Annotated in this window: 24 protein-coding genes; 18 read left to right on the forward strand and 6 right to left on the reverse strand. The window is 50.9% G+C overall.

What is annotated here, in order from left to right; genetic code table 11:
- Positions 1-17: 17 nt before the first annotated feature.
- Positions 18-1,859, reverse strand: a complete 1,842-nt coding sequence (locus Q7J88_RS07525; RefSeq protein ID WP_303721558.1) for a UbiD family decarboxylase — start codon at positions 1,857-1,859, stop codon at positions 18-20.
- 250 nt (positions 1,860-2,109) lie between these two features.
- On the opposite strand from Q7J88_RS07525, the gene Q7J88_RS07530 reads away from it, so the two are divergent.
- Entirely contained in the window at positions 2,110-3,744 is a 1,635-nt protein-coding gene (locus Q7J88_RS07530; protein ID WP_303721559.1) for an ATP-binding protein, read from the forward strand.
- Here Q7J88_RS07530 and Q7J88_RS07535 read toward each other — a convergent pair.
- A complete protein-coding gene (locus Q7J88_RS07535; RefSeq protein ID WP_303721560.1) occupies positions 3,741-5,159 on the reverse strand; it encodes a sigma-54 dependent transcriptional regulator in 1,419 nt (472 codons plus the stop codon). The genes Q7J88_RS07530 and Q7J88_RS07535 overlap by 4 nt on opposite strands.
- 921 nt (positions 5,160-6,080) lie before the next feature.
- Here Q7J88_RS07535 and Q7J88_RS07540 point away from each other — a divergent pair.
- The 9 genes from Q7J88_RS07540 to Q7J88_RS07580 all read left to right on the forward strand — a co-directional run bounded on the left by Q7J88_RS07540 (position 6,081) and on the right by Q7J88_RS07580 (position 11,890).
- A complete protein-coding gene (locus Q7J88_RS07540; protein ID WP_303721561.1) occupies positions 6,081-6,308 on the forward strand; it encodes a hypothetical protein in 228 nt (75 codons plus the stop codon).
- Positions 6,309-6,355: 47 nt separating this feature from the next.
- Positions 6,356-7,015, forward strand: coding sequence for a hypothetical protein (locus tag Q7J88_RS07545; RefSeq protein WP_303721562.1), 660 nt, complete (start codon positions 6,356-6,358; stop codon positions 7,013-7,015).
- Positions 7,016-7,047: 32 nt separating this feature from the next.
- Positions 7,048-7,203 (forward strand): hypothetical protein, encoded by a 156-nt coding sequence (locus Q7J88_RS07550; protein WP_303721563.1) that lies wholly within the window; start codon positions 7,048-7,050, stop codon positions 7,201-7,203.
- 113 nt (positions 7,204-7,316) lie between these two features.
- Positions 7,317-7,841 (forward strand): cytochrome c3 family protein, encoded by a 525-nt coding sequence (locus Q7J88_RS07555; RefSeq protein ID WP_303721564.1) that lies wholly within the window; start codon positions 7,317-7,319, stop codon positions 7,839-7,841.
- Positions 7,842-7,879: 38 nt separating this feature from the next.
- On the forward strand, positions 7,880-8,821 hold the full coding sequence (locus Q7J88_RS07560; RefSeq protein ID WP_303721565.1) for a 4Fe-4S dicluster domain-containing protein: 942 nt from the start codon (positions 7,880-7,882) through the stop codon (positions 8,819-8,821).
- Positions 8,821-10,140: a polysulfide reductase gene (locus tag Q7J88_RS07565; protein WP_303721566.1), complete on the forward strand. Its 1,320-nt coding sequence runs from the start codon at positions 8,821-8,823 to the stop codon at positions 10,138-10,140. The genes Q7J88_RS07560 and Q7J88_RS07565 overlap by 1 nt, the downstream gene beginning before the upstream one ends.
- A 103-nt stretch (positions 10,141-10,243) precedes the next feature.
- Positions 10,244-11,152: a hypothetical protein gene (locus Q7J88_RS07570; RefSeq protein WP_303721567.1), complete on the forward strand. Its 909-nt coding sequence runs from the start codon at positions 10,244-10,246 to the stop codon at positions 11,150-11,152.
- Complete coding sequence (locus Q7J88_RS07575) at positions 11,103-11,588, forward strand: menaquinol oxidoreductase (RefSeq protein ID WP_303721568.1); 486 nt, start codon at positions 11,103-11,105, stop codon at positions 11,586-11,588. Before Q7J88_RS07570 ends, Q7J88_RS07575 begins: the two co-directional genes overlap by 50 nt.
- Before the next feature lie 107 nt (positions 11,589-11,695).
- Complete coding sequence (locus Q7J88_RS07580) at positions 11,696-11,890, forward strand: hypothetical protein (protein ID WP_303721569.1); 195 nt, start codon at positions 11,696-11,698, stop codon at positions 11,888-11,890.
- A gap of 66 nt (positions 11,891-11,956) precedes the next feature.
- Here the strand turns inward: Q7J88_RS07580 and Q7J88_RS07585 are convergent, their stop codons facing one another.
- The 4 genes from Q7J88_RS07585 to Q7J88_RS07600 all read right to left on the reverse strand — a co-directional run bounded on the left by Q7J88_RS07585 (position 11,957) and on the right by Q7J88_RS07600 (position 14,142).
- Complete coding sequence (locus Q7J88_RS07585; protein WP_303721570.1) at positions 11,957-12,235, reverse strand: peptidylprolyl isomerase; 279 nt, start codon at positions 12,233-12,235, stop codon at positions 11,957-11,959.
- A gap of 88 nt (positions 12,236-12,323) precedes the next feature.
- Positions 12,324-13,163: a class I SAM-dependent methyltransferase gene (locus tag Q7J88_RS07590; RefSeq protein ID WP_303721571.1), complete on the reverse strand. Its 840-nt coding sequence runs from the start codon at positions 13,161-13,163 to the stop codon at positions 12,324-12,326.
- A 66-nt stretch (positions 13,164-13,229) separates the two neighbouring features.
- A complete protein-coding gene (locus tag Q7J88_RS07595; protein WP_303721572.1) occupies positions 13,230-13,757 on the reverse strand; it encodes a hypothetical protein in 528 nt (175 codons plus the stop codon).
- 166 nt (positions 13,758-13,923) lie between these two features.
- On the reverse strand, positions 13,924-14,142 hold the full coding sequence (locus Q7J88_RS07600; RefSeq protein WP_303721573.1) for a hypothetical protein: 219 nt from the start codon (positions 14,140-14,142) through the stop codon (positions 13,924-13,926).
- A gap of 124 nt (positions 14,143-14,266) precedes the next feature.
- On the opposite strand from Q7J88_RS07600, the gene Q7J88_RS07605 reads away from it, so the two are divergent.
- The 8 genes from Q7J88_RS07605 (at position 14,267) to nuoE (ending at position 20,804) form a co-directional block, all read left to right on the forward strand.
- Positions 14,267-15,211 (forward strand): ABC transporter ATP-binding protein, encoded by a 945-nt coding sequence (locus tag Q7J88_RS07605; RefSeq protein WP_303721574.1) that lies wholly within the window; start codon positions 14,267-14,269, stop codon positions 15,209-15,211.
- On the forward strand, positions 15,201-15,992 hold the full coding sequence (locus Q7J88_RS07610) for an ABC transporter permease (RefSeq protein WP_303721575.1): 792 nt from the start codon (positions 15,201-15,203) through the stop codon (positions 15,990-15,992). Before Q7J88_RS07605 ends, Q7J88_RS07610 begins: the two co-directional genes overlap by 11 nt.
- Positions 15,993-16,288: 296 nt before the next feature.
- Complete coding sequence (hslO, locus tag Q7J88_RS07615; RefSeq protein ID WP_303721576.1) at positions 16,289-17,182, forward strand: Hsp33 family molecular chaperone HslO; 894 nt, start codon at positions 16,289-16,291, stop codon at positions 17,180-17,182.
- 468 nt (positions 17,183-17,650) lie between these two features.
- Entirely contained in the window at positions 17,651-18,007 is a 357-nt protein-coding gene (locus tag Q7J88_RS07620; protein ID WP_303721577.1) for an NADH-quinone oxidoreductase subunit A, read from the forward strand.
- The gene (locus Q7J88_RS07625; protein WP_303721578.1) at positions 17,998-18,519 is read left to right on the forward strand and encodes an NADH-quinone oxidoreductase subunit B; all 522 of its coding nucleotides are present in this window, start codon (positions 17,998-18,000) and stop codon (positions 18,517-18,519) included. The genes Q7J88_RS07620 and Q7J88_RS07625 overlap by 10 nt, the downstream gene beginning before the upstream one ends.
- A 33-nt stretch (positions 18,520-18,552) precedes the next feature.
- Complete coding sequence (locus Q7J88_RS07630) at positions 18,553-19,035, forward strand: NADH-quinone oxidoreductase subunit C (RefSeq protein WP_303721579.1); 483 nt, start codon at positions 18,553-18,555, stop codon at positions 19,033-19,035.
- 40 nt (positions 19,036-19,075) lie between these two features.
- Positions 19,076-20,266 carry an NADH dehydrogenase (quinone) subunit D gene (nuoD, locus tag Q7J88_RS07635; protein WP_303721580.1) on the forward strand — a complete coding sequence of 397 codons (1,191 nt, stop codon included), beginning with the start codon at positions 19,076-19,078 and terminating at the stop codon, positions 20,264-20,266.
- Between the two features lie 31 nt (positions 20,267-20,297).
- On the forward strand, positions 20,298-20,804 hold the full coding sequence (nuoE, locus tag Q7J88_RS07640; RefSeq protein ID WP_303721581.1) for an NADH-quinone oxidoreductase subunit NuoE: 507 nt from the start codon (positions 20,298-20,300) through the stop codon (positions 20,802-20,804).
- Positions 20,805-20,822 lie beyond the last annotated feature (18 nt).

The raw sequence follows: 20,822 nt of genomic DNA on the forward strand, positions 1-20,822 counted from the left end.
TCATTCTCCATCTTGTCTTAAATGATGCCATGCAGCGGGCCGCCTTTGGCGCCCAATTGGTCAACCCGCTTTTCAATTTCCGGTATATCGATCAGTGGTGGTGCGTGCTGTGGTTTCCGGCGTGCGTCGATAATCAAACTGCCCTCGCAGCCCCAATGCTTGGCGGAAACGACTGCTTCAATGCCGTAAATGTCGGCCGCCGGGTTGGAGCGAGTGAAACAGACCCAAAGCCAGTTGTTCAGTTGCTTCGAACAAAATTCGCTATCATCGACAATCAGGATTAACGGAAATTGATTGATCGGGTCGTCGGCACGGTATTTCTTGGCCAGTCGTTCCAGGTCACGATCCTGCCCTGGGCGATATTCTTTGCATTGTGGCCCTTCGAGCAGCAAAATCCCTGGCATGGCGAGCTGTGGGCTTTTATAGCCGCGGGGCAACTTCAGGTTCTCCGGGAGCTTGTGCGGCAGTTCGCGTCGTTTTGCTCCGACTGCGGCCATGACCACCTTTGACCCCTGATTTAGACCATGGCCGCTGTAATCGAGGGTGTCGATGGTAGTGCGGGTCTGGAAGTGCAGGTCGCGGCGCCAGTCGATACGCTCCAGGAGATGCTGGAAAAAGGCAGGAATGTCGTGAATATCGAGCTGCGGGTTGTCGTTTTCCGCCACGATCAACAGGTATTTGGCCAAAGATAGCTGGCCCTGGCCGAGAATCGCATTTGCCTGTGTGAGAATTTCCTGCGGCTCAGTCAGGTCGTTGTAGGGGGTGTAGCGCTCACTGCCGACCGCCAGCAACAGCGGGTGGACGCCAGCGGCGTCGACCGCGTGGACCCCTTTGATGCCTGGCAGAACCTCGGGGATCAGTTCTCCGGTCAGTTCATGGATAAAGGCACCGAAGCTGGTGTCTTCCTGCGGAGGACGACCGACGGTAGTGAACGGCCAGATGGCGTCGGGGCGATGATAGATCCGCTCGACCTTTACCAGCGGAAAATCGTGGGCCAGACTGTAATAGCCGAGGTGATCGCCGAAGGGCCCCTCCGGTTTTTGATGCTGCGGGTCGATGGTGCCGCAGATAACGAAATCGGCTTCGGCCGGCATAGGCAGCAGGCCGAACGGCTGGACCATCGGGATTCGATGGCCGGCCAGTAGACCGGCAAAGGCTAGTTCCGGCATCCCCTCCGGTAACGGCATTACAGCAGCTACGGTCATGCTCGGGGGGCCGCCTACGAAAATATTGACGCGAAATGGTTTGTTCAGCTCGAGGGCTTCGCGATGATGGATGCCAATGCCGCGGTGGATCTGGTAATGCAAGCCTGCTTCCAGGTCAGGAGCGTAGTCGTTACCAGAAATCTGCACGCGGTACATGCCGAGGTTTGAGGAGTGGATTCCTGGTTTCAGGGTGCTTTCCGAGTAGACCTGTGGCAGGGTGATGAAGGCGCCGCCGTCATCTGGCCAGCTTTTGATCTGTGGTAGTTTCGACAAGCTGGTTTGTGAGTGGAGGATCGGTCCCGTTTTTTGTTTTTTCGGCAATAGGTGAAACGCAGCAGAGGGAGCAGAAAACAGGGCGGATGGATTTTTAATCATGCTCTTTGGTTCTAATTTCAATTGAACCAAGGCTTCTACATGCTTCAGGGTGTCGCGAAACAGGTAGCGGGTCCGTTCCAGGGTGCCAAACAGGTTGCCCACAGCAGGAAATGCGCAACCCTTCAGATTGCTGAACAGTAATGCCGGGCCGCCAACTTGGTAAACGCGGCGCTGGATTGCCCCTGCCTCAATGTTCGGATCGATCGACTGGCTGATGCGAATCAGCTGATTGCTGGCTTCCAAATCGCGAATCGCTTCGCGCAGATTTCGATAACCCATCGCTACATCTCTACTCAAGAATGTGATCAGGAGAACGCAACCTGTATACTCCACTGAGGGATGAAAGGCAATGAAAATGCCTGATCAGGACGGTCGGGCATTACTTTATAGCCGAAAAAACCTGTTTGTGTGACCACAATGGACGCATGAATTCAGTTCAAAAATATCGGTGTTTGGTTCAGTATATATCTTTATCTCATGAGCCCTTTCACGAGAAACGGTTTTTATTGTTGCTATAGGGGAGGCATGGATGCAGTTAAAGCTGGCATCTAAATATACCGCGATTTCCTGTACCGCCCTGCTGGTCATCATGTTTACCTTCGCGTTTTTCAACGTCAGTACGCTCCGGGAATCCTTTCTGGCCGAATCGATGTACGAGGCGGATACTCTCAGTGAGATGATTCTCCATAATTCCTATTATTTGATGATGGAGGACGATCGGGTCCGGCTGCAACAGATGATCGACGAGGCGGGGACCATGGACCGGATCAAGCAGATCCGGATTTTTGGGCGGGAAGGGGTGGTCAGTTTCTCTACCAATAAAACCGAAGTCGGCACGGCGCTGAGCGATCGTGATGAAGGTTGTTCTTTCTGTCATGTCGGTACCAGCAAGGCACTGCTCGAGGCGCCGGTTGAAATCCGCAGCCGAACGTTTACCGACGCTTACGGTAACGATTTTCTCGGTATGACCCGGGCGATTTACAACGAAGAGAGCTGCTATACGGCGAACTGTCATTTTCATTCGGCGGATGAGCAGAAACTTGGCATCATGGATGTGGTAATTTCCCTTGATCAGATGAAGGCAGTGACCTTTAACCATCACGCTGACATTTTTGTTTCGACCGCGGTGATGCTGGTGCTGATGTCGATCGGCCAGTTCGTTTTTACCCAGAAATATGTTTGTGAGCCGGTTAACCGTTTGGTGCGTCATACCGAGTGTCTGGCCCGCGGAGATCTGGACGCACGGATTGAGAATGTTCCGACTGACGAGTTCGGTGAGCTGGGGCAGGCGTTCAACTCAATGGCCAGTAGCCTGGCACAGGCACAGCTTGAGTTGCGCGATTGGGGCAATACTCTGGAGCACAAGGTTGCCGAGCGTACAGAAGAGATTCATGAGATGCAGGCGCAGCTGGTGCAATCGGCCAAACTCGCGTCGATGGGCGAGCTGGTTGCTGGTATCGCCCATGAGATCAATAATCCCCTTGGCGGCATTCTGATGTTTTCTTCTTTAGCCGCAAAAACGCCGGAATTGCCACCTCAGGTAAAGGAGAATCTGGAAGTCGTGGTTTCCGAAACCCGGCGCTGCGCAAAGATCGTTCGCGGTTTGCTGGATTTTTCGCGCGAATCGATTCCGGAGAAACGCCGGGATTCGATCAATCGGATCATCAGGCAAACCTTGAGGTTGGTAACGCAACAGACCATTTTCCAGGATATTGAGTTGCAGTGTCATTATGATGAGGACTTGCCCGACCTGTACCTTGATCCGGATCAGCTGCAACAGGTCTTTTTCAATATGTTCATCAATGCTGCCCAGGCAATACATGAAGGCGGCGGGATCTTAGCTATCACTACATCCTTTGATGTGGAGGTTGCTGCGGTGAAGGCGGTGGTGGCGGATAACGGGTTGGGAATCCATAAAGAGGATTTGAACAAGATCTTTGATCCATTCTTTTCGACCAAAAGCAAAAAGGGATTTGGCCTCGGGCTGTCGATTACTTACGGGATTATCAAGAATCACGGCGGGAAAATCAGTGTGCAGAGCGAAGTCGGCAAGGGAACGACGTTTACCATCTTGCTGCCGGTCGACGAAAATGTCTCTCTTGTCGAGGCGGAGTCAAAATTGCTCTTGCTGGGAGGGGAGGGAAAAGGAAGTGGTGGCGCTTAGCCGGTGTTGTGGTTTTTTACCGAAACCCCAAGTTTTTTCAACATCGCCTGGAAGTTGGGGCGCAACATGCCTGTCTCTTCCGCTGCTTTGGTGACGTTCCAGTTGTTTCTTTCCAGCGCGGCATAGACGAATGCTTTTTCCACTGGTTCGACCGCCCGTTCGCGGGCGATCCTTTTATTTTCCTTTAGTTCTTCAGTATTCAGCGGGATGCCTATTTCGCTGATGATATCGTCGTCAGCCGAACGCAATTCCAGATCGTCTCGGACGATGGCTTCTCCTTGGGCGAGAACCACGGCCCGCTCAATGATATTTTCCAGTTCACGGACGTTGCCGGGAAAATGGTAGCTTTCCAGTGCGATGCGTGCCTCGGCGGAGAGGCCTTTGATTTCCTTGCCAATCTCCTCGGAGAATTTTTTCATAAAGTGGGTGATCAGTAATGTTGCGTCGCCCTGTCGGTCACGAAGCGGTGGCAGGTCGACCGGGATGATATTGAGGCGGAAGTATAGATCGTCCCGGAAGGTTCCTGCTTCAACCATTTCCTCAAGTCCTTTATTGGTTGCGGCAATCAGGCGGATATCGATCGAGGTCGCCTTGGTTCCGCCGATCGGGGTGACTTCACGCTGTTGCAGTACCCGAAGCAACTTGGCCTGGGTGGTCATGCTGAGGTTGGAAATTTCATCCAGAAACAGGGTGCCGCCGTTGGCGACCGAGAACAGTCCGGGTTTTGTTTGGGTCGCGCCGGTAAAGGAACCCTTGACGTGTCCGAACAGTTCGCTCTCCAGTAGGTTTTCTGGTAAGGAGTTGCAATCAACAGCTACAAACGGCTGGTCTTTACGGTGACTGTTGTTGTGGATGGCCCGGGCCGCCAACTCTTTTCCGGTGCCACTTTCACCGGTGATCAGTACCGTACTGTTGGTCGGAGCTACCTGTAGAATTCGCTGATAGACTTTCTGCATCTGTTTGCTCCGCCCGACAAAGGCGTCACAAGCATGATCTTCTAAGTTATCTTCCTCTCCCGGCAGGCTGGAGAGCTCTAGTTCCCGCTGTCTTGCAGCGGAATTGATTTTTTCCGCAATCTGTTCCGGAAGAAAAGGTTTGGTCAAATAGTCGAAGGCGCCATTTTTCATTGCTTCGACGGCAGAGTCCACGGTGGCGTAGCCGGTAATGATAATGACGGGAACATCAGGCTGCAAAACGCGGATCGCTTTGAGGACCTCTATGCCGTGCATGCCGGGCATCTTCAGGTCGGAAACCACGACCTGAAAACTGCTTTTCTGGAGTTTTTCCAGACCAATTTTTCCGTTCGGGGCGACTTCAACCTCGTATCCCTCAAGACACATGGTTTGCCTGATGCCTTCCCGAATGACTGCCTCGTCATCGATAACCAGAATTTTGTTCCCTTTTCCCTCGCCCATTTTCACAAGTACCCCTCTGCACTACCTTTTATTTAGCTGCTTTAGGCACCGAGAGAGTCGATGATCTCTGGGGCGAAAAACACTGGCTGTCAGGCTAGTGCAAAATGTTATTCATATAACATTATCTAATAAATGATAGTTTTAGCGGGCATTTGAGTCAAGCGCTAAGTTTTTACTGAAGAGGAAACACAAGACGGTGAGCAGAATTATAAAAAGAGAAGGGGCGCGAGCGCATTGATTGTAAGATAAATATATAGATCTTAACAAATTATCTTAGGATAGATGACAAGATAAGTTGTCTTAACGGATGGGGAAGTGAAGGTACAAGGTACCGGGAGAGCACCTACAAATTTAACAGTATATTATTTATATACAGATTCTAAAAGCTGTAAACAAAGTAACGATCTAGAGGTTTTTCCCACAATATTTTTACCACCTAAGTACTAGTTTTTAATTGCAGAGTCAAACAATGCAAATTAGCGCCATCGGGTGTTTTTTACCGAATCTGGTCTACTAAAAATTCCTGCGTAGCAGGAATTTTTAGTAGACTCATTGTCTGTCTGTCGCCAAGTCTTCATCAATCCTTAGGGAACCGCTTTAGGTCCGAAAAATCCACCGAAAATGAAGTTTACATTCAGCGCACATTTTTTTTGTTCTATCCATTGGGGACATGTAAATCTACATTATTTCAATGGGTTATCCAGTTTTTAATCTGTTTTCGAGTAAATCCTGACACTCGATACTGTATGTCGATTGTATACAGTTTGTCTGGTCAAACTCACTTTTTCCCACCAATAAAAAAAATTACCTCATTTAAAAACAGCTAGTTACGTGGTTCTTTGGCACTGGTTAAACAATCTGGCACAACTGCTGCTCTTATAGTTGGACAAAGGAAAATAACGCTTTGTTCTGGAGGTGGTCATGAAAAACGTCATTCGCAATACCTTGGTTGCCCTGTTTGGTTTCTCAACTTCGGCACTCGCTGCAGCGGACGCTGGTAGCGAAGGTGGCAGCTTTCTGTTGACCCTGTTCATCGGTTTCTTTGCCCTGATCATTGTTTTCCAGTTGGTCCCGGCGACCATTCTGTTCATCGGCATGCTCAAGGGACTGTTTGTCCGCGACCACAAAGTGGAAAAGCATTTGAATTAGATTTATTTGCGATTGACCGGGACTTTATGAACGGAAAGGGAATCACTATGCAAGGACTGCTCATTGCCAACGAAGATAGTAAGGCGCGCGAACAGCTGGCTGAACTTTTTAGCGGTGATGATGTCCAGGTTGAAACATCCGATTCTGTTTTCAGCGGCTTAGAGGGGATTCTCAATAAAACGATTCAGGTTGTGGTCCTGGGAGGCAGCTTTGACGAAGCGCATGTCGCCAAGCTGGTCCCGCTGCTGAAGAAATGTAATCGCTATCTTTCGATCATTCTTATTTCGGACGAGATTTCCCTCAACCTGCTGCGCCGGATTCGCAAAGAGGGAATCTTTTATCACGCGTTAAAACCGGCCGGAGCTGAAGGCCGGGAAGAAATAAGACAGGCAGTTCTATGTGCTTTTAGAAATTATCACGCACGTAGGAATGAGCCAAAACTTACCCAATCTAAGGAGGTTTCTATGCAACGGATTAAGACTATTCTGACGTCTCTGTCGCTTGTCTTGTTGGTGGTCGGACCGGCAATGGCTGCCGATACCAGCAAGGTCTACACCAGCGGCATCCTGGTTTTGCTGTTTGTCGGTTTCTGCGCCCTGCTGGTTGTTGCGCAATTACTGCCGGCGCTGATGAATCTGTTTGGGATGACCAAAGACGCAGCGAAGAAAAGCTCTAAGTACAAAGCAACCGTTTCGGCGAAGAAGTAAATATAAACCTCAAATAGGAAAAGGTGAGAAAGATGATCGAATTATTTACCAGTCTAGGCAAGGTTACAGAGGTTTTTACCCTGGTCGATTACTACACCTATATCAAAGGTGTTGAATATTTGATCTGTGTCGCTTTCTTCTGCACTTTCCCGATTTTCTATCGCTATATCCACGGCGAAAAGAAATAAGGGTTCAAGGGGTAGATAAACAGAAGGTTCGTCCCATTTATTTTCAGGCTGCCTGTTTTCGGAGAGATCTTAGGATCGGGCAGCCTGAACTTTGACAAGGAGATGTGAGTGCTATGTTTGTGGATTCAAAGTGGCACATGAAGAGTTTGTTGATTTTACTGTCGGGCTTGTTCCTGACCTTGCCGGCATATGCCATGGATGCCCCTGAAAGCGTAACGATCGATGCGCTGGCTAAATATTATGAGCCGGTCGAATTCGATCACGAAATGCATGTCGATGTTTCAGAAGATTGTTCTTCCTGTCATCACCACACGACCGGTACCGGTACTGCCGACCAGTATTGCTCCAAATGCCATAGCGAATACAAGGAATTGGTCAAGGTGGCCTGCCAGGATTGCCATCCCACTCAGCCGTTTTCGGCCGAAGTGGTTAACCTTCAGAGCCAGCAGGACATTTTCCATGCGGATATGAACGGTCTGGTCGGTGCCTATCATCAGAACTGCATGGGCTGTCACCAGGAAGTGGGTGGTCCGACTGGTTGCGAAGATTGCCATGCCAGAACTGAAGCGGGTGATGAGTTCTATCACGCAGGCAAGTATGCACCTACAACTGCAGAGCATGCCACAGCTGGCCATTGATCCGATTTCGTTGAGCAATTTTTCAAGGAGATATCGTCATGAGTAAAGTTAGTCGAAGAAAGTTTTTAGCCGGAAGCTTGGCCGGGGGGGCTGCGGTGATGTTGTCGCCTGCCAAAAACGCCATGGCCGCGGGTAGTTTTGCCGGGTTCCCAGAAGGGATGGGCGTTTTGGTAGATATGACCCGCTGTGTCGGTTGCCGTAGCTGTGAAGCTGCCTGTAATAAAGAGCAGAAACTGCCAGCTCCTGATCAGCCATTCGATGATTACTCGGTATTCGATCAGACCTTCCACCACGGCACCCAGAAGCGCCGCCCAACCGAGAAGGCTTATACCGTGGTCAACCGCTACGAGCCGGAAGGTAGTGATAAGCCGGTTTACCGGAAGATTCAGTGCAACCACTGTAACGAGCCAGCCTGCCTGACCTCCTGCTTCGTTAACGCCTACACTAAAACCAACGAAGGCGCGGTAGTTTATGATGGTAGTGTCTGTGTCGGTTGCCGGAACTGCATGATCGCCTGCCCGTTCCATATTCCGGGCTACAGCTATTCAAAGGTGATTGACCCGGTGGTCAAGAAATGCATCTTCTGCTACGACACCCGAGTCAAATACGGCAAGCCACCGGCATGTGTCGAAATCTGCCCTGCTCAGGTACTGACTTTCGGGAAGCGTAAAGATCTGCTCAAGATTGCTCGCGCACGCATCAAAAAGAACCCGGGCAAATACCAGGCTGAAATCTACGGTGAAAAAACAGTCGGTGGTACCGGTTGGCTGTATCTCTCGGGCGAACCGTTTGAGCAGCTCGGTTTCGACACCACCCTGCAGAAAGAGCCGATCATCAATAATGTTAAGGGATTCCTCGGTACGGTACCAATGGTGCTGGCGATCTGGCCGGCCCTGTTTACTGGATTCCACCTGCTGGCGACTAAAAATAAAGGTCATGATGACCACCACGACAGCGATGCCGAGGAGGGAGAAGAATAATGAAGACGTTAGAGAGATTTGGAATTAAGCCGCTGGATGGGGCAGAGAGCCGGGAAGGAAAGCGGTGGAACGTAATGGAGAAACTGTTCCTCGGTCTCACCCTCGATCAGTATCTCAATCAGGTTGTGCGTAACAAGTTCAACTGGATCCTCACCGCAATTATGGCTGTTGGTATCCCCTTTATCATCTATCGCTTCATTTTCGGCTTGGGGTCGGTGACCCATTCCTCCTACGAATATCCTTGGGGCTTGTTCCTCGGGTTTGGCCTCTTCTGTATGGTGCCGCTGTCTGCCTCCGGTTTTATGCTGGGAACCACGGTTGAGATATTCGGTCGACATGATTTTGAGCCGATTGAGCGGTTGGCGTTGCTAAACGGTTTGCTCGGCTATTTCTTCGCTGTCGTCTACCTGTTGGTCGACCTCGGTCAGCCTTGGCGCCTTGCTTACCCGATGGTCTATGCTTGGGGACCGGCAGCGGTTCTGTTCCTGGTCGGTTGGCACGTTGCTACTTATTTGTCGGTGCAGGTAGCCGAGGTTTCGGTCTCGTTTTTCGAGTGGATTGGCTGGCCGAATGCGAAAAAATTTATCCGTAAAGGCACGATCGGACTGACCGTTTCCGGGATCATCCTTTCAACCCTGCATCAAGGTGCGCTAGGAGCCCTGTTTACTTACGCACCGGGCAAGGTTCATCCTTTGTGGTACTCGTCCGAATTCCAGTGGATTCACTACTTTACCTCTTCGATTCCGGGCGGCCTCTGTATGGTTATCGCTGTCAGCACCATTGTAATTATGACCATGGCATGGCGCTGCGACGATCGTTTCAAAGACAACCTTGATGATCTGACTATCAAATTGGCCAAAGGTGCCAGCATGGGTCTGATCACATATTTGGTGATCAAACTGATCGCCGTTGCTCATGATAACGAATGGGTTTACCTCGCCACAGGTTGGGGAGTTTGGTGGATGCTGGAAATCCTCGGCGGGGTAGTGCTGCCGCTGGTACTGTTTGCCTACGGTATCCGGCACAAGATGGTTACCATGGTGCGTATCGGCGCTTTCGTGACCATCGCCGGAATCCTGTTGAACCGGTTGAACACTGCTTTGATCGCCTTCAACTGGAAGCTCTATCAGGAGATTCCTCATATTGCCGAGATCATCATCAGCATTACGATCTTCGCAATCTATATCGCAACCTATCGCTTCATCCTCAATCGCTTGCCGATCCTCTATCAGTGGAAAGCGCAAACACAAGAGGCTGAAGTATCAGTTGCCGTGACGGCAAGCCCTGAGCGAGAGCAGGAGATTCCTGCTCGGGCTTGATAAGCATGGCGTTTATGGTCGGCGGAGAAGCCGGGTTTCCGCCGACCATTTTTTTCTGCGATATTTGCTGAAAGCAACCGGAGCTTCCTACTGTGGAGTGACAATGTTCAATAATCTGATTGCCAGAGCTATCGTCCCGATTACCATCGCTGTCACCGGTTTTGTCGTGTTCGGCTGTCTATTGCTATACACCTTCATTAAATCGGACATGACCGATGAAGCGATTCTGCATGTCGACAACCTGGCGGAAACAGTGTCGAAATCGGCTCGCTACGCCATGATGCAGGATGATCGCGAATCGCTGCGCAATATTGTCGGCAACGTTGGCACCTTGGCTCAGGTTGGGCAGATCAGAATTTATGACCAGGAGGGGGGAATCCGTTTCTCCGGCGATCCCCAGGAAACCGCTCCGGGGGCGGGGCAGCAGGCAGATGATCCCTGGGCCAGTAAAATGATGCAGCCCGATTACCCGGAACGTACCAAAACAAATCACAATATTGGTGGAGACAGCGGTTTGATCTCTGTTTCGATACCGATTCTGAACGAGTCGAAATGCTCAACAGCGGACTGTCATTTTCATTCGGCAAACGAACCTGTGCTCGGGTTTTTGACCCTTGGGATCTCGAGCGAACCACTGGAAAAAACTCTTGATTTGTTAAGAAGCCGAATGATAGTTTTCTGCTTGATGGTCCTTTTCTTAAGCATTGGCGGGGTGGCCGCGTTGCTGAGGATGAACCTGTTTCTCCCGATCTTTCGTTTGACGTATTGCGCCAAGCAGGCCGTTGCCGGGGCGACCGTCAAAGAACTGCCGAAAGCGGACAATAAGCTGGGCCGTCTGGAGAAAGACTTCCGACAGCTGGTTCAGCAGCGCGACGATGCGTTGCAGGGTTGGCAAACTACTGGTAGTTCACCATTTGACACAGAGAATGGCACCGCCTTTGACTCCAGAATCGGAACCGACGATGCCGGACATCGAACCGCTGCGGCTGCAGGTCCAAGCCAAAATTCGTAAGTTTGAGTTGCTGTCGAGCAGCGGCTTGTGGATTCTCGCGCTGTTTACAGCGATGAGCATCGGTGCCTCGCGGGATTTCGATTTTCTACCCAGCCTCAGCCCCGAAATTCATGAGATGCTAGGTTCTGCTCCACCGACCAATTTTATCAACTGGGCTCTGGTGTTGTACGGTTTCTCTGCCATCATCATGGTGTTGACGCAGATGACGGGCGGTAAGAAACCGCGTGGGGCCATTTCGCATTTCTTTTATTTGAGCGCATTCTACACTTTTTATCATTTTTCCGGCGATCTTCACGAGAACCTCTGGGCCATTTTCACCGTCGGAATGACCATTCTCAGCCTGCAGGGTTACCATGTCTGGAACTATTACAAAGACAAGGTCCGCGAAGAGCAGGAAATTCTTGCCGAACTCAACAAGCTGATTGAAGAAAAATAGGCTTTTTCCCGCCAAGCACTGATTTGTAGCCGTGCTATGGCCACTTGTTTTTCCGGCTGGGGTATACTTGACACAGAGATAAAACTGAACTGGCACAGGAGGATGCGATGATCAAGGTAAAAACATTTGGTGAGCCGCTGGAGCCTTTCCGGGCTCGCAAAGAACTGGACGAGTTGGATAGCCGCATCAATCAGTTTATCAGCGAGAATGGCATTAAAAAGGTTATTTCCGTTAGTGACAGTGTCACCCACGAGGACGGTTCGACCATCGGCCTGATCCGGGTACTGGTTTATGAGGAGTAGAATCTGAAATGATTTAATGCTAGCGCTCGGCCGGAAACAGCCGGGCGCTGCTGTTTAAGGAAGTTATCAGCTGCGGCTGGTGATTTCTATCAGGTGGTAGCCGAACTGCGTTTTGACCGGACCGAGTACCTTGCCGATCTCGCCGGAGAAGACTACTTTGTCGAATTCTTTGACCATCTGACCCGGCCCGAATTCACCGAGGTTCCCGCCTTGCTGGCCGGAAGGGCATTTGGAGTGTATTTTGGCGATCTCGCCGAAGTCTTCACCACCTTCGATCATTTTTTTTAGGGTATTACAGTCGGTTTCACTCGGAACCAGAATGTGACGGGCAGTTGCTTTAGCCATGAATATTCTCCTTTTTGGCTCTGATAATAGATTTAGTTGGGCTATTTAAGCTCGGAATTGCAACAATGGCAAGCTTTGCCCTCCGCAATTATGTCTGTTCCACGGTGGTATCCATTGGTAGTGATCTGTGACCGAAATCTTGCCTGCAGCGCAGGCAATGCCATTCGGGTGCCCCGCCATGGATCATGCAGCCACCGGAAATGATCTGACCTGATTCCAGTGCTGCAAGAATCTGCCTGGTCAGGGGCGGTTTGCCGTAAATTACTTTGGCGACGTCGGCTGCGCCGCAATGTGGGCACGACGGGAAATTGTTCGGGTCGATCGGTTGCGGGTCATTAACTCCAGTCGATGCAGGAGCTTTTATCGCCCTGCCACGCAGGGTGCGGCGAACGATGGCAGGAGCCCCGAGCAGTTCCGCTTCGAGCAGCTTTTCTATCTCCAGCCCCGTTTCCGTAATTCGTTCTGCGGTGTCCCTGGTCAAGTGACAGTTACCGCAGGCACAACGCCAGACTGGCTCGCAAAAACGTTGCCAGCGCTCCGTTTTACGGTTGCCTGAACGGACATGCTCAATAAACAGCAGTTGCCCGCCAGGACGCAGCACTCGGTAGATTTCTTTTAACGCTTGCTGCTGATCTGCGACCGAGCAGAGAACCAGGGTGGTAACGACGGTATCAATGGAGTGGTTTGGAAGCTTCAACTGTTCTGCTGGCCAATCGACAAGTTGGGCTGGCAGCTCGGTCGTTTGCAGCCTGTCTTGCAACTTCTTGCGCATCTGCGCGTCAGGCTCGCTAATTATTAACCGGCAATGTGCGGGAAAGTGTTGCAGGTTCACACCGGTACCAGCGCCAATTTCCAGTACGTCTCCGGTTGCGCAGGCGAGCAGATCACGGCGCCATCCGTTCAGGCAGAGTTGTTCAGTGTTGGCCATGGCCATATCGTAACACTGGGCCATCAGCCAGGAATAAAGTCCCATTTTCGTGACAACGTTATTGGTTCAAAGCTCCAAATGTCGCTCGACGAAACCTTCGACAGTGTCGAGCTGATTACGCAATTCGACGATCTGGTTATCGTAATCGATGAGCGAGTCATTCACCCTGGCCAGCCGCTGTTTCATCATTTTGATCTGTTCAAGTGTTTCCTCGCGCGCGGCTTCGTTCGTTTCCTTAGTCGTGGGATCATTTAGCTCCTCATCCGCCATTTGCGATTGCCGGTTCTCCAGTTGTTGAATGATATCTTCCAACCTATTTTTCACCGATTGGCTGCTCTGTTTGTCGCGCTCAAGCATTTCGATACGTCGGGAGCGGAAATTGAGATAGGCGACTGCTATATCAAGTTTGCGCAGAACCGTGTCTTGCTGGTCCTGCTGGTTTTGATCGTAGAGCAGTTGCGTCAGGCGATCGACAGAGGTGGAGAGATTACGGATTTCTAGTGCAATCAGTTCAGCCGTATCGCTGTCAGCGGCGCTTGCCGGCATTGCAGCCAGAAAGCAGAAAAGCGCCAGCCCGATCCATAATCTATGCATAAAATATCCCTCCGTTTTGATTTTATGATGGAGCCTCGCCGCAGGACGTTCCGCGAGACAGCTCAACGAATGTCCTAATAGACAAGCTCTGAGTTTGTCAAGGATCGAAAGTAACTTACTGCGGTTTGCTTTAGTTTTCGGGGTGCCGAAAAGGCACCCCGATCTGTTAATGTCTTGGCCATTCATTTTTTAACCGGGAAAGTTCTTCGCACGTGTGATAGTCCCAGCAGCGCTTCTTGCCTTCGGGGGTCTTAACCACCAGATGATTCGAAGGTAAAATACATTCACTGACCACCCCTTCTTCCAAGCTGGCGGGATGAATGACAAAGGTATCGCGCCCAGCCTCGGCTTCCGAGCAAACATAAGTATATCTGTCTTTATCCATTATGCACTCCTTTCACTCTAACGAAGAGTTGCACATTTATATTGTCATTATAACGATTTGTTGCAGCTAAAGTCAGCTGGCCGGAAAGGCTTTCGTCACGATCTTGTCAGGTAGCAGTTGTGCGGTGTATAGTCGCCGAATGACTAAGGCACTACAGATTGAAAATCTTTCCAAATCGTTTGCCGGGGTTCAGGCAGTCAAAGATATCTCTTTTGCCATTGAGAAAGGAGAAATCTTTGGTCTTCTCGGCCCGAACGGTGCCGGGAAAAGTACCACGATCAATATGATCGCCGGGGTTTGCCGGGTTGGAACAGGGCGGATCAGAGCTTTCGGGTACGACAACCAGCGTGACTACCGCTACACCCGGCGAATGCTGGGGGTGGTGCATCAGGAAATCGTCATCGATAATTTTTTTACCATCGATCAGGCGTTGAAGCTGCATGCAGGATATTACGGTGTTAAGGACGACCCGGACTGGCGTCAGCTGTTGATCGAACGTCTTGGTTTAACTCTCCATCTGAACAAGGTGATGCTAAAGCTGTCTGGCGGGTTGAAGCGCCGCTTCATGATCGCCAAGGCGTTGATTCACCGGCCGCAGCTCCTGATTCTCGATGAACCGACAGCAGGGGTAGACGTCGAGTTGCGTCATGGGCTGTGGGATTTCGTCCGCGAGATCAACCAGCAGGGAACAACCATACTGTTGACCACTCATTATCTGGAAGAGGCTGAGCAGATGTGTGATCGGATAGCCATTATGCATCATGGTGAGTTGATCGCGCTGGAGCGGACCCATGAACTGGTCCGGAGGCTGTCGAACCGGCAACTTCGCCTCTGGCTGGAGGATCCGTTGCGGGAGTTACCGGTCGGTCTGGAGTCATTTCGACCGAAGCTTAAAGATGGCGGCCGAGAGTTGCTGCTCTGCCTGCCCGCCGGGGAAAGTGCCGGTAACTTATTGAAAACCATTTGCGGACTGGGTCTGCAGATCCGCGATATCGAAACTGATCAGAGTGGTCTGGAAGAGGTGTTTCTGCAGTTGACGGGGATGAAGGAGAAAAACGGTGAACGATAAGGATCTCTCTGTCAGATTCTACTCCTGGCTGCCGTTTATGACTTTGCTGCGCAAGGAAATTCTGCGTTTTATGCGCGTAGCTTCGCAGACCCTGTTGACGCCGATCATCACTGCTTCGCTCTATCTGTTCGTGTTCGGGGCCACTCTGGGGGAGCGGCTCAGCGTGCTGGAGGGTTTCAGCTACGCGCAGTTTGTTATTCCGGGATTGATCCTGATGGGGGTCATCAATAACTCTTTCTCCAACACCTCATCGTCGCTGTTCATGTCGCGCTACTTGGGAGGGATCGTCGATCTGCTGGTCACCCCGGTGACCCCTCCGCAGTTTATTCTTGCCTATACTTTGGCGGCCATGTTACGGGGATCGCTGGTCGGTACCGTGGTTTGGGTGATTTCAACCCTGTTTGCCGAACTTCCTTGGGAGGCGCCATTGCTGGCAGTTCTGATGGCACTATTGGCGAGCTTTCTGTTTGCCCAGTTCGGTTTGATTGCGGCGATCTTTGCGCATAATTTCGATACATTGTCGATGTATAACAATTTCCTGATTCTGCCGTTGATTTATCTGGGCGGAGTATTTTACCCCATATCGATTTTGCCGGCCCCCTGGGAGACCCTTTCCTATTTGAATCCCCTGTTTTATCTGATTGACGGTTTCCGGCACGCCATTCTGGGGGTTGGGGATACCAGCTATCTGCTGGCCTTTGGCGTCAGTGGCAGTATCGCTCTGTTTCTTTTTTGCTGGGCAGCTTGGCTGATCGGCAAAGGTTACCGTCTGAGGACATAACATAAGGCGGTTTGTTGTATGCTGTCGGTGAAGAATGGCAAAGCATTCTGTGTGATTTACGATGCGGTACGCGACAAATAGGTTCTGGACAGGAAAACCACAATCCTGATCTGGCTGGCCTGCGCTGACTGCCGGTTGTGCCTCATGAGTCGAGTACTGCCTTGGCGCTACCAAGGGGCATGGGATTGAGCCGGATGATGATCGAATCTGTGTAGGGGAAATGTATGGAGGTTTTGGCCGGGCTGATTGATGCGCAGATTAAGGCGATAGAAACACAACAGACAAATGAGTAAAAGGTGGATAATCGGTTTATGCAGGATTACTTAGTACGGGTTACCAGTAAGGATGGTCTTTTGCGCGGTATGGCAGCGGTTACTACCGGCATAGTTGCAGAAGTATGTCAAAAGCAGCAGACCGATATCACCGCGACCGTTGCGCTTGGGCGTCTGCTGACCGGTGGTGTGCTGCTCGGTTGCTTGCTCAAAGGCAAGCAACGTCTGGCAGTGATGGTGGAAGGGAACGGTCCGCTCGGTAAGTTAAGTGTCGAGACCGACGCTGCCGGTCGCGTGCGGGGAACAATCCGTAATCCGATTGCTGGCCTGCCGCCTAAGGATGGTCGTTTTGATGTCGCCGGTGCGATCGGGCGGGCCGGTTTTCTGCATGTCTGGAAAGATTTGGGCCTGAAGGACCCTTACCAAAGCATGGTGCAGCTGCAAACCAGTGAGATTGCAGAAGACCTTGCCTGGTATCTGACCAGTTCCGAGCAGATCCCTTCGAGTGTCTCTTTGGGGGTCGAACTGGACAACGAAGCGCAGGTTGCCGCTGCCGGCGGCCTATTGGTACAGTCGTTGCCGCCCGGGGATGAGCAACAGGTGGAGCATATTATTAGGCGTCTTCAACAGCTGCCGCCAGTGACCAGTTTGCTGCGCAACGGGACTTTTCCGGAGCAGATCCTGTCTCAGGTCTTTGGTGAGGTTGATTTTGGAATTCAACAGCGGGTGCCGTTGGAATTTTATTGCCCATGCCATGAAGAGCAAATTGAAGCGATGTTGCGTGCGATGGGGGCTGGTGAGCTCAAGCAACTCGTTAAAGAGCAGGAACAGGTCGAGGTCGTCTGTGAATATTGCCGCAGTCGGTATCAGTTTGACTCTGCCCGAATCAACTTTTGGCTGAACGAGTCCCTTGACTGATAAATTGAATTAAGCTCTTGTCGGAACAGCATCGATAAAATTATTTATTGCTAATAAAAAACCGTCGAAAAGGTTGCCTCTTGCACTGATGATAAACAATCCTGTATACGTGTTAAACTGACGATCAACTTTGAATCAAACATGACTTTTGGGCTAGGGAAAAACAAAAAACCTTGAGGTATTCAACCATTATGCAATCAAACGATGTTTGATTGCATAATGGTACATTCAGAAAGATGCCATATCGTACAAATTTCGCTTCACCGCCTTCATCGTAACATTCAAAAACTACAGTAATTTCGATAAAAAAGAAGACAGTCTAGGTCAAATTGATTGCATACAGTATACTGTATTTTTTCCTTGACATGTCAGGGCCATTTATCCTAATTTTCGACACGCTGTGGCGTAAACATTATCGCCATACCTACGTCAAACGGTCCAATTTCTTCAATGGAAGGAGCGGGTTTTATGTTGGAAAATTATTTGCCGATTCTTATTCTCATCGGCATCGCCTTCGCTTTTGCGCTCGGTTCGGTTATTTTCTCCGGTTTGATTGGTGTTAAGAAGCCGAGTGAGGTCAAGCTGGCCCCTTACGAGTGTGGTATGCCGTTGCTCAGTTCGGTTCAAGAGCGTTTCTCGGTCAAATTCTACATCATCGCGATGCTGTTTATCCTTTTCGATATTGAGTGTGTGTTCCTGTATCCCTGGGCGGTCATGTTTAAGCGTCTGGGGATTTTTGGTTTCGTCGAGATGGGCGTCTTTATTCTGATCCTGCTCGTCGGCTTTATCTATGTTTGGAAAAAAGGAGCTCTGGAATGGGAGTAGAGCAAAACAAGACCCTCGGTAGCGGTTTTATCACCACTAGCCTGGACAAGTTGGTCAACTGGTCGCGTGCCAGCTCAATCTGGCCGATGACATTTGGTCTGGCTTGCTGTGCGATCGAGATGATGGCGACTGGTGCGGCCCGTTTTGACCTTGACCGTATGGGGATTCTGTTCCGTGCTTCGCCGCGTCAAGCTGACGTTATTATCATTGCCGGGACGGTTACCAAAAAAATGCTGCCGGTTATCAAGACCGTTTACGAGCAGATGCCAGAGCCGCGCTACGTTATCGCTATGGGCGCTTGTGCTTCGTCGGGCGGTATTTTCGACACCTACAGTGTTGTCCAGGGGATTGATGAGGCGCTGCCGGTTGATGTTTATATTCCTGGTTGTCCGCCCCGTCCAGAAGGCCTTCTCTATGGGTTGATGAAGCTGCAGGACAAAATGCGGGCTGAGCGGAATACTTTCGGCGCTGCTATCGGTGTCGGTGAAGTAGTCCACAACGAGGTTGTTTAATCGCCTTCAGTGGTGAGGACAGGGATTAAGACAATGAGCGATCAAGCAATTGTTGAAAAATTAAAGGCAAAGTTTTCGTCGGCCGTGCTGAATGTTGTTGAGCATCGTGGTGAAACCACCGTGACTGTTGAAAAGGAGCGGATTGTAGAAATTTGCACCTTTATGCGCGATGAGTGTGGATACAACCTGCTGACCGATCTCTGTGGTGTTGACTATTTGGGACAGGCTCCGCGCTTCATGGTTGTTTATAACATGTACAACATCGATGCCAAGCAGCGTTTCCGGCTCAAGGTTCCGGTGGAGGAGCAGGATGCGAAAGTCGATACCGTTAGTGGTGTTTGGGGGACTGCGAACTGGCACGAGCGGGAGTGTTGGGATCTGATGGGGATCAGTTTTAATAACCATCCCGACCTGCGTCGTATCCTGATGCCTGCTGACTGGGAAGGGCACCCGCTGCGCAAGGATTATCCGGTGCAAGGTCCTGATCGCGAGCCCTATCAGGGTCGTGTTTCCTGATTGACGCGTTAACCAATTCCTTTACTGGACGAGGCATAAAATGGCTTTTAACACCGAAACAATGACCATCAACATGGGGCCCCAGCACCCGTCGACACACGGTGTGCTGCAGCTGATCCTGGAGCTTGATGGCGAGGTCGTTCAAAAAGCGACTCCGCACATCGGTTTTCTGCATCGCGGGACAGAGAAGCTGTCGGAACACCGTACCTATCATCAGGTAATCCCGCTGACAGACCGTCTCGACTACCTGGCACCGATGAGCAACAATCTCGGTTATGTCCTTGCGGTTGAAAAGCTGCTTGGGATTACCGACCAGATTCCCGAACGGGCAAAAGTGATCCGGGTCATGATGGCTGAGTTGACCCGTTTGAAGAGTCACCTGGTTTGGCTGGCATGTCACGCTCTCGATATCGGTGCCATGACTGTCTTTTTGTATTGTTTCCGTGAGCGTGAAAACATCATGGATTTTTATGAGAAGATTTCCGGTGCCCGGATGACCTCCAACTATTTCCGGGTTGGTGGCCTCTCGGCTGATCTCCCAGAAGGTATTGAGGCGGAGATTCGTGCTTTTGCGGAGTCTATGCATGGCCATGTTGAGACCTACGAAGGTCTGCTGACCGGAAATAAGATCTGGCAGAAGCGGACTCAGGGAGTCGGTATCATCAGTAAGGAAGCTGCTATTGACATCGGATTGACTGGTGCTTCGCTACGCGCTTCCGGCGTCGACTGGGACCTGCGTCGCGATAATCCGTACAGTGGCTACGAAGACTACGATTTCGTTGTTCCAGTTCGCGAAGAGTGTGATACCTGGGCACGTTACCACGTGCGCCTCGAAGAAATGCGTCAGTCGGCCCGCCTTGTGCTGCAGGCACTCGACAAGCTTCAGGGGCTTCAGGGGGCTCCGATACTTGCGGATTGCCCGCAAATCTGTCTGCCACCGAAGCAGGATGTTGTTAACACCATCGAGGGTCTGATCCATCACTTCAAGATCATTACTGAAGGCTTTAAGCCGGAACCTGGTGAGATATATCAGGGTGTCGAGGCACCGAAAGGTGAGCTTGGCTACTATCTGGTTTCTGACGGTTCGCCTCGGCCTTTGCGGATGAAGATCCGTCCGCCTTCCTTCGTCAATTTGCAGGCGTTGCCGCAGATGGTTGAAGGGAAGATGCTGGCCGACGTTGTGGCTGTTATCGGAACTTTGGACATCGTTCTCGGTGAAATCGACCGTTAACCCTCAAGTAGTGATCGGATAAGAGGCCATCATGACGGAAACCGCAGAGCAGGTAGCAGAAAATACAGTAGAAGAAATCGATCTAGGGCCGGCCAACAAGGTTATCGATAAGTATATCGATATGTCGGGAAACCTGATGCCGGTGTTGCAGGGGATTCAAGAGGAATATGGTTATATTCCGGAAGAAACCGTGCATCTGACTGCAGAGCGTCTCAATGTCTATCCCAGCCAGATTTATGGTGTCCTTACTTTCTACGCACAGTTTCATCTGGAACCGCGTGGCAAGTACATCATCCGAGTCTGTATGGGGACGGCCTGTCACGTAAAGGGTGCTGGGCGGATCGGCGACACTATCAAGGAAAGGCTCGGGATCGGGCATGCTGAGACGACTGAGGACCTTTTGTTTACCGCAGAATATGTGGCCTGCATAGGGGCCTGCGGTATGGCGCCGGTCATCATGGTTAATGACGCGACCTATGGTAGCATCACAGTCCAGAAGACGGACGAGGTCATCAAAAAATATAAGGCAATGGGCTAATTCTGCCATACACCATGC

Origin of the sequence: Malonomonas rubra, assembly GCF_003247215.1 — a bacterium.
Taxonomy (GTDB): Bacteria; Desulfobacterota; Desulfuromonadia; order Desulfuromonadales; family Geopsychrobacteraceae; genus Malonomonas; species Malonomonas rubra_A.